The 10,211-nt window shown below is 69.4% G+C and carries 14 protein-coding genes; 4 read left to right on the top strand and 10 right to left on the bottom strand.

Features of this window, described 5'->3' with window-relative positions:
• Positions 1 to 181: transposase (locus tag D7Y21_RS27545; protein WP_233611943.1), on the bottom strand; the 181-nt coding region annotated here is incomplete at its 3' end.
• Positions 182 to 267: 86 nt separating this feature from the next.
• Between D7Y21_RS27545 and D7Y21_RS43685 the strand changes: the two genes are divergently transcribed.
• Positions 268 to 588: a hypothetical protein gene (locus D7Y21_RS43685; RefSeq protein WP_370039319.1), complete on the top strand. Its 321-nt coding sequence runs from the start codon at positions 268 to 270 to the stop codon at positions 586 to 588.
• Positions 589 to 764: 176 nt separating this feature from the next.
• Positions 765 to 1,307, top strand: coding sequence for a DUF2378 family protein (locus D7Y21_RS27540; RefSeq protein WP_120616447.1), 543 nt, complete (start codon positions 765 to 767; stop codon positions 1,305 to 1,307).
• 184 nt (positions 1,308 to 1,491) lie between these two features.
• Here the strand turns inward: D7Y21_RS27540 and D7Y21_RS27535 are convergent, their stop codons facing one another.
• Both D7Y21_RS27535 and D7Y21_RS27530 read right to left on the bottom strand, forming a co-directional pair.
• Positions 1,492 to 2,187: a pirin family protein gene (locus D7Y21_RS27535; RefSeq protein ID WP_121716714.1), complete on the bottom strand. Its 696-nt coding sequence runs from the start codon at positions 2,185 to 2,187 to the stop codon at positions 1,492 to 1,494.
• Positions 2,188 to 2,295: 108 nt separating this feature from the next.
• A complete protein-coding gene (locus D7Y21_RS27530; protein WP_120568238.1) occupies positions 2,296 to 3,201 on the bottom strand; it encodes a LysR family transcriptional regulator in 906 nt (301 codons plus the stop codon).
• A gap of 151 nt (positions 3,202 to 3,352) precedes the next feature.
• Here D7Y21_RS27530 and D7Y21_RS27525 point away from each other — a divergent pair, with 151 nt between their 5' ends.
• Positions 3,353 to 3,901, top strand: a complete 549-nt coding sequence (locus D7Y21_RS27525) for a YceI family protein (RefSeq protein WP_121716712.1) — start codon at positions 3,353 to 3,355, stop codon at positions 3,899 to 3,901.
• 11 nt (positions 3,902 to 3,912) lie between these two features.
• Here the strand turns inward: D7Y21_RS27525 and D7Y21_RS27520 are convergent, their stop codons facing one another.
• The 6 genes from D7Y21_RS27520 to D7Y21_RS27495 all read right to left on the bottom strand — a co-directional run bounded on the left by D7Y21_RS27520 (position 3,913) and on the right by D7Y21_RS27495 (position 9,300).
• Positions 3,913 to 4,845 (bottom strand): DUF4382 domain-containing protein, encoded by a 933-nt coding sequence (locus D7Y21_RS27520; protein WP_121716710.1) that lies wholly within the window; start codon positions 4,843 to 4,845, stop codon positions 3,913 to 3,915.
• A 75-nt stretch (positions 4,846 to 4,920) separates the two neighbouring features.
• Complete coding sequence (locus tag D7Y21_RS27515; protein WP_121716708.1) at positions 4,921 to 5,418, bottom strand: hypothetical protein; 498 nt, start codon at positions 5,416 to 5,418, stop codon at positions 4,921 to 4,923.
• A gap of 199 nt (positions 5,419 to 5,617) precedes the next feature.
• Positions 5,618 to 6,289, bottom strand: coding sequence for a carboxypeptidase-like regulatory domain-containing protein (locus tag D7Y21_RS27510; protein WP_120568242.1), 672 nt, complete (start codon positions 6,287 to 6,289; stop codon positions 5,618 to 5,620).
• Entirely contained in the window at positions 6,289 to 7,935 is a 1,647-nt protein-coding gene (locus tag D7Y21_RS27505) for a caspase family protein (RefSeq protein ID WP_120568243.1), read from the bottom strand. Before D7Y21_RS27505 ends, D7Y21_RS27510 begins: the two co-directional genes overlap by 1 nt.
• A complete protein-coding gene (locus D7Y21_RS27500) occupies positions 7,932 to 8,720 on the bottom strand; it encodes a hypothetical protein (RefSeq protein ID WP_121716706.1) in 789 nt (262 codons plus the stop codon). Before D7Y21_RS27500 ends, D7Y21_RS27505 begins: the two co-directional genes overlap by 4 nt.
• Positions 8,721 to 8,724: 4 nt before the next feature.
• The gene (locus D7Y21_RS27495) at positions 8,725 to 9,300 is read right to left on the bottom strand and encodes an RNA polymerase sigma factor (RefSeq protein WP_199724690.1); all 576 of its coding nucleotides are present in this window, start codon (positions 9,298 to 9,300) and stop codon (positions 8,725 to 8,727) included.
• Positions 9,301 to 9,405: 105 nt separating this feature from the next.
• Between D7Y21_RS27495 and D7Y21_RS27490 the strand changes: the two genes are divergently transcribed.
• Entirely contained in the window at positions 9,406 to 9,666 is a 261-nt protein-coding gene (locus D7Y21_RS27490; protein ID WP_121716704.1) for a hypothetical protein, read from the top strand.
• A 17-nt stretch (positions 9,667 to 9,683) separates the two neighbouring features.
• Here D7Y21_RS27490 and D7Y21_RS27485 read toward each other — a convergent pair whose 3' ends face one another.
• A complete protein-coding gene (locus D7Y21_RS27485) occupies positions 9,684 to 10,109 on the bottom strand; it encodes an OsmC family protein (protein ID WP_121716703.1) in 426 nt (141 codons plus the stop codon).
• Positions 10,110 to 10,211 lie beyond the last annotated feature (102 nt).

The following is a 10,211-nucleotide window of genomic DNA, read 5'->3' as shown; positions in this document are numbered from 1 at the left end:
CCCCAGCCAGGAACTTCTCCCGCCACTCACTCAGCACGGCCGCCGTGACGCCCAGCTCCCGCGACAGGGCGTCGAGTTCCTCGCCCTTGAGCAACCGGAGCACCGCCTCCTTCTTGCGCTTCGCCGAAAACCGACCGCGCTCCGACGTCCTGTCCTGCTTCTGCTGCTTCTTCACATCCACCTCACACGGGGGAGGTTATTCCCCCAGAGAGGTGTCTCAAAAAATCCTGGGGCGGAGGAAACGCGCCTTGGCACCGCGGACGGCCGGTGGACTGGGCTTTGGGGCGCTACCCACACCTGACGCTGTACCGGCTGCCTCCCTACAGTCCGCAATTGCAGCCCATCAAGCGGTTGTGGCGTCCTCTGCGCCAGCGCGCCACGCACAACCTCCTCTTCGACGAGCTGACCGAGCTGCAGTACGCATTGCGCTCGGGGCTCGGCTACTACCGCGCCCGGCCCCAGGCGGTGCTCAATCTTCTTCGTCTGGCTCCCGACCCAATCAGCCGAGGCGTGAATCAGGCCCAGAGTCCTCCGCCGAGTTCCACGGCTCTGCAACGGGCCTCGCCGAGGTCACTCGGACCCGGCTGAGTCATCGAAATCAAGCAATACACGAACTGTGAAACAGCATGGCCAGCTGTGAAACATCGGTGGGACGTCTCAGACCCGGGTCTTAGAACTGGGGGGCTTCGGATTTGTCGGGGGGATGGGGTAGGCTTCTTTGCGACACGGCGGAATGGGACCGCCGGGCTGGGCCGGGGTGTTTCGTGGAAGAAGAGATCGTCTATCGCCACACGGTGGAGGGGGTATTTCGCTCCATCGGTGACCGGCTCACTCTGGAGCTCCGGACGAAGCTGAAGGACGTGGGCCTGGACCTGGACGCTCAGTCTCCGCACCACACCCCTCGGAAGACCTTCGCTGAGGCCCTTCGCGTCACCGTCGAGCACCTGTACCCGCAGCTCGATGTGGGTGAGGGCTTCCGGCGCCTGGGCATCGGCATCATCCAGGGGATGGAGCAGACCGTGCTCGGCAAGTCGCTCGTGTCCATGTGGCCCATCTTCGGGCCGGAGCGCGTCGTGGTGCGCATCCAGGAGAGCTTCTCCACCGTCAACAACTACATGCGGTCGGAGCTGCTCACCCAGGGCCCCGGGCACCACATCATCCGCGTCAACGAGTGCAACGGGAACCCGGGCTACCTGCGCGGTCTCATCGAAGCGGGGTTGGCCAAGGCCGGCGCGAAGAACCTTCGCGTGGAGCCCTTCGACTTCGACGGCCACGCCTGCTCCTACCGCATCCGGTGGGGCGGCTGAGGCTTGAACCCAGGGAGTTCCCTGGAACCGACTTTCGGACGGATTCCTGGCCGAGCAGGTTGTCTGTCGTCACGCGATTGAGGGGCATCCCTCCCGTTCCCAACACCCCTTCGTTCACCCCGTAGAAACGACAAGGCCCCCGGATCCACTCAGGGATCCGGGGGCGTTCTTCGTAGCCGGCGCATCAGGCCAGGTCGAACAGCAGGGCCTCCAGCGGCTCGGAGGCAGTGAGCACGAGGCTCGACTCGTCGGACACGGCGACTCCGTCACCGGCCTTCAGGGCCACTCCGTTGAGCGTGCCGCTGCCGCGTGCAATCTGCACCCAGGCGTGACGCCCCTTGGGCAGCGTGTACTCCGCCTTCTCTCCCGGGCTCATCAGCGTGCTGTTGAGCACCACGTCCTGGTGCACCGTGAGGCTGCCGTCTCGGGCGTCCGGGCTGGCCACCACGCGCCAGCGTCCCTGCCGGTCCTTCTCCGGGAAGAACTTCTGCTCATACTCCGGCTTCAGGCCCTTCTTCTCCGGGATGATCCAGATCTGCAGGAAGTGGACGTCCTCGTTGGAGCCGTTCATCTCGCTGTGCATCACGCCCGTGCCGGCCGTCATGCGTTGCACCTCTCCGGCTCGCAGGAGCCCCTGGCCTCCCGTGCTGTCACGGTGCGCGATGGCGCCGCTCAGCGGGTAGGTGATGATCTCCATGTCCCGGTGCGGGTGCGTGTCGAAGCCCTCGCCGGCCTGCACGCGGTCCTCGTTGATGACGCGCAGGGAACGGAAGCCCATGTTCTCGGGGTCGAAGTAGCTCGCGAACGAGAAGGTGTGATGCGAATCCAGCCAGCCGTGGTTGGCGTGACCGCGTGCTTCGGAAGGGCGAACGTTCATCATGGTGTGTGCTTCCTTTCGAGACACAACATGCGCTCCGGAACGCCACCTGGCCAGACGTGAACCTCGGGACACATCGTTCCATCCACGGAACGAAACGCCCGCACTGTCTCAGCGCTTCGCCCGCTTGCTCGTTCCCACATTCGCGGGCCAGTGCTCGCGCAGGAAGTCCACGAAGGCCATCACCTTGGGCACGTGGTGGCGCGTGGGCGGGTAGACGGCGTGCACCGGCGCTCCCGTGGAGCTCCAATCCGGCAGCACGCGCTGGAGCCGGCCCGTGCCCAGGTCCTCCATGCAATTCAATCCGGGCAGCAGCGCGATGCCGGAGCCCGACAGCGCCACCGCGTGCAGCATGTCCGGCTCGTTCACCGCCAGCCGCCCGGCGACCTTGACCTCGACCGCACGCCCGGGCGCGTGCAGCGTCCAGACGTTGCCTTCCAGCGCCTTGCCGAAGAAGAGGCAGTCGTGCTTCGCCAGGTCCGCGGGCACTCGCGGCGCGCCCCGCGCCTCCAGGTACTCGGGCGAGGCCACCACCACGCGCTCGATGTCCCCCAGCCTTCGCGCCATCAGCGATGAGTCCGGCAGCTTTCCGGCCCGCACCGCCAGGTCGAAGCCTTCCTCCATCAGGTCCACCGCGCGATCCGTGCAGAGCAACTCCAGCTGCACCTCCGGGTACTGCTCCATGAAGCGCGCCACCAGCGGCGCCAGGAAGTTGACCGACAGGGGCGTCGTCACGCGCAGCAGGCCGTGCGGCCCCGCCTGCAGGCGCGTCACCGCCAGCTCCGCGGCCTCCGCTTCCGCGACGATGCGCTCGCAGTGCGCGTAGTACGCGCGGCCCACCTCCGTCAGGTGCAGCGTGCGCGTGGTGCGCTGGAGCAGCTGCGCTCCCACTCGCTCCTCCAGCTCGGACACCTTGCGGCTCACGGTGGACTTGGGCATGCGCAGCGCCTTCGCCGCAGCCGTGAAGCTGCCCGCCTGGACCACCCGGGCGAAGACGAGGAGTTCGTTGAGGTCCATGGCCCTTCCCTCGTGCAGGCGCAGGACTGTTCCAGTGGTGGAACAGTGCATCCTGTTCGTCCCGTCTAATCCGGAACGTGGGGGGCCGCTACCTTACGCCTCGTTGAAACACACCGCCGCTGCCGCGGCGCTCACGACAAGGAAGACGACCATGGCCACCACCACCTGGAACATCGACACCACGCACACGGGCATCCACTTCAGCGTCCGCCACATGGTCGTCGCGAAGGTGCGCGGCAGCTTCACGAAGTTCGGCGGCACCATCACCCTGGATGACGCGAGCCCCACGGCGTCTGCCGTCACCGTCTCCATCGAGTCGGCGAGCATCAGCACCGGCGTGGACCAGCGCGACAATCACCTGCGCTCGCCGGACTTCTTCGACGTGGAGAAGTTCCCGGCCATCACCTTCCAGAGCACGAAGGTGGAGCCCTCCGGCAAGCACCTGAAGGTGACGGGGCAGCTGTCCATCCGCGGCATCAGCCGCGAGGTCGTCCTGGAGGCCGAGCAGCTGGGCATCGCCAAGGACCCTTGGGGCAACACCAAGGCCGCGTTCGAGGCCAAGACGACCATCAACCGCAGCGACTTCGGCCTGACGTGGAACCAGGCCCTGGAGGCGGGCGGCGTGCTGGTGGGCGAGAAGATCGAAATCGCCCTCGAGGTCCAGGCCGCCCAGGCGCAGTCGGGCGAGAAGGCGGCCTGAACCCCGGAGTGCTACTCGACGACGTCGAAGGACGTCAGGACGAAGTCCACGTTGGACTCCGCGCCTGAGCCGACCGTGGCGGTCGCCGGGCGCGTGATGTCCGTGCTGAAGGTCACGCCCTCCGGGCCCACCAGGTCCACCTGGTAGGTGCCGGGCAGCAGGTACTTGAAGTCCGCCACGTAGCGGGTGGCCGTGCTGGCGCTGAAGGACAGCGTCTCGCGGCTGCCGTCGGCGTTGATCAGCACCGCGGAGAAGCTGGCCAGCTGCGCGGAGCCCAGGGGCAGGGACACATTGCCCGCCTCCAGCGACACCTCCACGTTGCCGGAGAACTCCAGGTCCGCGCCCTTGATGATGGGCCGCATGACCCACTTGCCAGAGTTGCCGGCCTCCTTGCCGAAGCTCTGCGCCACGTCGAAGTCCACCAGGATGACCTTCTGGTCGTCATCGCTGGTGATGGTGACGTCCGTGTCCTTGTCGAACTTCACCTTGAGGCCGGAGCTGCTGGCGCTCGGCATGTGCAGGTCGCCGTCCACCTGGGCCCCCTCGGGCAGGCCCTCGTAGTTGGCGGAGGTGGCGAAGATGCGGCTGGTGCCGTCCTGCTTCACCTGGATGTAGCCGCCGGTGATGACGAAGCGCAGCTCCTTGTAGGTACCGGCCGGCACCTCCGCGTCCTTCACCAGGTCCGCGGTGTCGTTGGCCAGCGTGAGCAGGTCGGTGGTGACGGGCTCGCTCAGGAGCACCACGTCGCCCTTGCCGTCCTTGTCTCCGTCCACGCTGCCCTTCAGGTAGACCTTCGAGATGGTCACGACGGCCTTCTCGATGCCGTCGCCGGGGGCGTCCGTCAGCTTCAGGGTGACGCGGGCGTTGCTGTCGCCGCAGGCCGCGAGGAACAGGAGTCCCGTGGCCAGGAGCAGGTTTGAAGTCAGGTGTCGCAGGGTCTTCATGGGGCAGCCTTTGTTGGATTCAGGGAAGAACGCGGGAGGAGACCCTCCCGCGTCCGGACCGGCCACGACGTTGGTTCAGCCGATGGCAGGCCAGCAGCGGCCTTCCTGGCAGGACAGCGAATCGCAGCAGGCGTCATCACCCTCGACGGAGCACTCGTTGCCTTCGGGGATGCACTGGGGACCGGCGTCGATGCCGCCGCCCGAGCCGCCGTCCGTCGTGCCCGCGTCGGGCTCGCTGGTGCCACCATCCGTGGGCGTTTCGCCTTCGTCGTCGCACGGGCCCAGCGTGTCGCCGTGGCGCAGGTGCGCGGCGACCGCGGGCAGGCCCACCGTGATGGAGTGCGCGTTGGCGGGATTGCCGGGCGGAATGTGGCAGAGCGTGACGCGGCCAGGGCCACCGGGCGCGGTGCCACCATCCGCGGCGGGCGCTTCTCCGGCGGCGCCGCCCAGGTTGTCATCACCCGTGGCGAGCGACGGATCCTCCGAGTCCGTGGGGCCTCCGCAGCCCAGGGACAGCATCGTCGCGCACAACACCATCCATGCCGCGGAAGAGCGAGCGGTCGTGATACGCATGGTCATCCTCCTGTGAAACGAGGCGGTGGGGGGCCGCTTGGGGAGCGGAGTGCCTCGTTGTCAGAAAGACCCGGGTGCTCGCGAGGTGGCCACAACTCCAGACGGGCCGCGAAGTGTGAGGCGACGGACGGTTTGGATATGTGTGGCTTTGCGGAAAGCTCTCTTCGCAGCGGAAGCCGTCGCGAACCGGCAACGAATTTCAGTGGCTGTCTTCAGGGCTTTTCACGCCGCGGCCATCCATCGCGGAACGGCCGTCACCGCCACAGCCCGCCAACGCGCAGCGCTCCTCGGCGGAGGAGCCGTCGGGGACGAGCTCCACGTTCAGCACCGTCTGCTTGCCCGCGTCCACGCAGTCCTGCACGGATGCGGAGATGAAGCCGCGTGCGGAGACGCTGAGGCCGTAACAGCCTTCCGGCAGCGGCCCCAGGTGCCGGGGCACATCGTCATCGAGCCCCGACGCCTCGATGGGGGTGCCGTCCACGGTGACGGTCGCCTCCGCCACCTTCCGGTTGCCCCGGGTGTGGAGCTTCACGAAGAAGGTGCCGCCAGCGCGCGGCGAGACGTCCGCGACGTCCACGGACTGGCCGCCCTGCACGGTGAGCGGCACGCGTGCGGCCTTGTTCGCGGTGGCCAGGACGAAGAGCTCCGCCGGGCCCGCGGGCACGTCCTCCAGCGTGAAGCGGCCCTGCGCGTCCACGCCGCTGCGCACGCCGGGCGCGCCCAGCACGGTCACCACCGCGACGGCGGGGTCGAACTCCGTGAGCCGGCCGCGCACGGTGCCCGCGCGGAAGGGCTCGTTGTCCAGGCTTCCGCACGCGCCCAGGCCCAGGCCGAGCGACGACAGCGTCAGGATCAGGCATTGGCGGCGCATCAGAAGCGGTACCCCACGCCGGCGTTTCCGCCGATGAAGCCCACGGCCTGTCCCTGCCCGTCCACCACCACGTACGTCAGCATCCCGTGGCCCTGGGCGGTGAGCTCCAACCGCTCCCCCAGGCGCCATGCCAGTCCGCCCACCACACCGGGGCTGACGGTGAAGTAGCGCTGGCCTCCCGAATAGGCCTCCACGTCGAAAGACCTGCCCAGGTACAGCGCGGCCACACGCGGGCCCGCGAACAGCGTCAGCCGCTCCCAGCGCCACAGGTACGGCACCGCCGCGCCCAGCGTGAACGTGGTGTAGCCGAAGGGCACCTCGCTGCCGGGCGCCACCTGGAGCTTCTGGCGTCCACGTCCCAGCCCCATGTCCAGCATCAGGCCCAGGTCCTGGAGCGGCAGGTCCTCCAGCCGCAGCACCACGCCCACCTGGGGAGAGGCGGGCAACAGCTCGCGCTGGCTCCTGCCGTCCGCGAAGGACATCATCCCGCCCACGAGCGACAACGCGCGGCGCGGGATGGCGTCCGACAGCAGGCGCTCCAGCGGCAGGCGCTCGCCCCGGGCCACGTCCACTTCGCGCCGCACGAGCACGGCGTCGCCCTTGGTGAGCTCCACCGTGCGCCGGCCCGGGCCCACCGCGGCGCCTCCCGGCAGCTCCAGGCGCGGCTCGCCGTCCACCTTGAGCAGGAAGCCGTCCAGGCGCGGGTTGTAGGAGAAGAGCTCCGGTTGGCCCGTGCGGTCGATGCGGCCGGCGAGGATGACCGGATCCGCGCCCACCTCCATGATTTCGGCGGACGGCCGCTGGCGTCCTTCCGTGAAGGTGAAGGTGCGGCGGCGCGAATAGTCGTGCGCCTCCGTGGCGGTGACGGCGCCGTCCGCGTTGCGGTCCGCCGCGCCGCCCAGGCCCTCGATGAGGAAGTACGTGTAGATGTCGTTGCGCAGGCCCTCGTCCTCGCGCGCCGTCTCGCCCCAGTCGCTGGCGGCGAACACCATGGACGCCCGGGACGACTCCTCCAGGGGGCGCGCGTAGAAGCCGGACTTGATGCCCGCGAGCTCCACCTCCAGCTCGTGGGGCAGCAGCGACTTGCCGCTGCCGCTGTGGCAGGTGGCCAGCACCAGCAGCCGCCGCCGGCTGGGCAGCTGTTCGAACTCCGCCTTCAGCGCGTCCATGGAGAGCGCCGTCTGCGGGATGGCGCGGTAGGACGCGTCTCGCGTGACGAGGTAGCGCGTGAGCTCCCCGCGGCCGTCGCGCGCGAGCGTGCCGTGCGCGGACAGGTACACCATCACCACGTCGTCGGGCCGGGTGGCTTCACGCCGCAGCTGGCGCAGCGCCGCGAGGATGGCATCGCGGGTCGTCTCCTCCGGGCGCGTGAGGACACGCACCTGGTCGAAGTGGCCTCGCGCGGGGTCCTTCAGCGCCGCGGCCAGGTCGCTGGCGTCCTTGGAAGAGAAGCGCAGGGCGCGCCACTGCGGATCATCGAAGACCGACACGCCCACGAGCAGCGCGAGCCGCCGGGGCGTGTACGCGCGCGACAGGTCCGCGGCGTCTAGCCGCAGCGGCACGAGCCCGCCCTTGTCTCCGGCCGTGGCGGACGGGCCCGCGCAGGCGCAGAGGAGGACGAGCAGCAGGGGAAGGAGGCGCCTCACGGGGCCAGAGTCTGACTGGATTGGACCCGCACGTCGAACCTCACCACGGTCCCCGGGCGTGCATCCGGGCTACCATCCGCGGCGAGCGCGGCGAGTGCGTCCTGCTCCGATGTGGGCTCACCGGGAGCGAAGGCCACCAGCGCCAGCGACAGCCGGCCCTCGTCCGACTCCATGCTCACGCCCGCGAGGCCGTCAGGCCCCTCCAGGTCGTGGGTTCCCGCTGCCAGGGGGAAGCGGCCAAGCAGCTCCGGGGCATCCTGCTCCCGCTGCTGGTAGAGCAGCGCGGTGCCGGACTCCGTGGCGTGGTAGCGCAGGAGCAGCACCTCGTCGCTGGTGACGTCCGCCCCGGCGTCCAGCCGGCGCAGGACCCCGTCGGTGCTCCGCGCGACCACGGCCAACTCCAGGGAGATGCGGCCCCCCGGGCCCTTCTCACCGGTCCACTCGGTGGCACCTCGCGTGGGCCCCTTCACCAGCGGCACCAGCACCACCATCAGCACGGAGGCCGCGATCGCGCCGGCCATCCATCCCAGGTACCGGCCTGGCGGCGGGGCGAAGCGGCGGGCGCGGGGCGGGGCGCGCAGCGGGATGACCTCCGCTTCGGGCTTCCTCGCGGGCGCCAGCGCCAGGAGCAGCGCGTCCGCCTGTCCGTCGAGCGGATCCGCGTGTGTGGCGAGGAACGTCTCACAGACCTCGCAGGGCGAGGCCAGGTGGTCGCGGAACCAGGCGACGGCGGCGGGGTCGCGCCCGGCGAGCTCGGCCATCGCGGTGGCATCCAGGTGTCTCATGGCTTCAATCCCACCGTCCGGCGAGCACCCGCAAGAGGAGCTCGCGCTTGATGCGCCCGCGAAATCGCTCCAGCCGCATGGTGACCGTGCTCTTTCCCACGCCGAGCTGCTCGGCGATCTCCCGCGCGGAGAGCTGACCCTCGATGTAGAAGAGCTGCACGGTCTTCTTCTCCTCGCCTTCGGGCAGCTCCGCGATGAGCTGCCGCACCACCTGGATGTCCCGCTCCACCTGGAGCGTGGGTGGCAGGGCAGGCACCGTCTCCGGCGTCGGGTCCGTCAGTTCCTCCTCCATCCGCTGGAGCAGGCTGCGGCGCTCCAGCCGCGTGCGCGCCCGGTTGCGCGCGATGGTCAACAACCAGGGGGTGAAGGCCCCCGCCGACTTCAGCTGGGGCAGCCCCCGGAACGCCCTCACGTAGGACTCCTGTAGGACGTCCTCCGCCTCGTCGGGATCCAATGTGCCGAAACCCGCGACCAGCCGGGCCACCAAGGGGCGGGTGCGACGGTATAGCTCGCTGAAGGCGGACGACTCCCCCCTCGTCGCGCGCCGAACCGCGTCCGTGACATCGTCCGTCTCACCCACCTGCGCAGAAGACCTCCTGGTGGGCGAATCGGCCACGGGCCCTGATTCTTCCACGGCTTTCGCGGCTAGAGTGAAGCCTTCACCGTCCAGCGGAAGGGGTGGCGCATGCGGCGGAAATGGATGATGGCGCTGGCCGCGGTGGGAGGGCTCCTGGCGGCCTGTGGCCCCGCGGACGCTCCCCCGGTGGATGGCCCGCCCGGGGAAGGCCTTCCGGGGGACGCGCTCGACCCGTCCGCGGAGGAGCCCGGCACGGCGGATCATGCGCTCACGCCGTGCCTGAGCCAGTGCTACGCGACCTGCGTGGGCAACACGCCCGAGGTCGTCGCGTGCCGGCAGGACTGCCGCGACGCGTGCGCCGGCGGCTGAGGCCGGCGCGAGGCCCATCAGGTCGCGAGCTTCGCCTTCAGCGTGATGTTCACGCCGCCGAGCGCCTTGGAGACGGGGCAGCCCTTCTTGGTCTCCTCGGCGATCTTCTGGAACCGGGCGTCGTCGGCGCCGGGGATGGTGGCCTCGGTGGTGAGGTCGATGGTGGTGATGGCGAAGCCGTCACCCTGCTTGTCCAGGTGCACGTCCGCGTTCGTCTGGATGCGCGTGGGCTTCAGGCCCGCCTTCTCCAGCCCCACCGACAGGGCCATGGAGAAGCACCCGGAGAGCGCCGCGCCGATGAGCTCCTCCGGGTTGCTGCCCTGCTGTCCCTCGAAGCGGGTGCCGACCGAGAAGGGGACCTCCGCGGCGTGACCGGGCTTCATCGAGCCCTTGCCGTCCTTGAACCCGCCGTTCCACTGCGCACTGCCCTTGCTGATACCCATGGCGTCCGTCTCCCCATGCGCGGTGCGGCACCGTGCCGCGTCCGTTGCGTTCGCGCGGCGGAAGGGTAGGGCGCTCACTGCGGCGCGGCGGTCCTGTTGGCG

It is taken from the genome of Corallococcus sp. AB045 (genome assembly GCF_003668895.1).
In the GTDB taxonomy this organism is placed as follows: Bacteria; Myxococcota; Myxococcia; order Myxococcales; family Myxococcaceae; genus Corallococcus; species Corallococcus coralloides.
The sequence above is the reverse complement of the archived record's forward strand: the minus strand, read 5'-3'. Positions and strand labels throughout refer to the sequence as shown.

Coding starts and splice junctions, on each gene's coding strand:
- D7Y21_RS27515 (WP_121716708.1), bottom strand. CDS start 5,418: ATGCGTATCACGACCGCTCGCTCTTCCGCGGCATGGATGGTGTTGTGC.
- D7Y21_RS27530 (WP_120568238.1), bottom strand. CDS start 3,201: ATGGACCTCAACGAACTCCTCGTCTTCGCCCGGGTGGTCCAGGCGGGC.
- D7Y21_RS27535 (WP_121716714.1), bottom strand. CDS start 2,187: ATGATGAACGTTCGCCCTTCCGAAGCACGCGGTCACGCCAACCACGGC.
- D7Y21_RS27485 (WP_121716703.1), bottom strand. CDS start 10,109: ATGGGTATCAGCAAGGGCAGTGCGCAGTGGAACGGCGGGTTCAAGGAC.
- D7Y21_RS27490 (WP_121716704.1), top strand. CDS start 9,406: ATGCGGCGGAAATGGATGATGGCGCTGGCCGCGGTGGGAGGGCTCCTG.
- D7Y21_RS27500 (WP_121716706.1), bottom strand. CDS start 8,720: ATGAGACACCTGGATGCCACCGCGATGGCCGAGCTCGCCGGGCGCGAC.
- D7Y21_RS27510 (WP_120568242.1), bottom strand. CDS start 6,289: ATGCGCCGCCAATGCCTGATCCTGACGCTGTCGTCGCTCGGCCTGGGC.
- D7Y21_RS27525 (WP_121716712.1), top strand. CDS start 3,353: ATGGCCACCACCACCTGGAACATCGACACCACGCACACGGGCATCCAC.
- D7Y21_RS27520 (WP_121716710.1), bottom strand. CDS start 4,845: ATGAAGACCCTGCGACACCTGACTTCAAACCTGCTCCTGGCCACGGGA.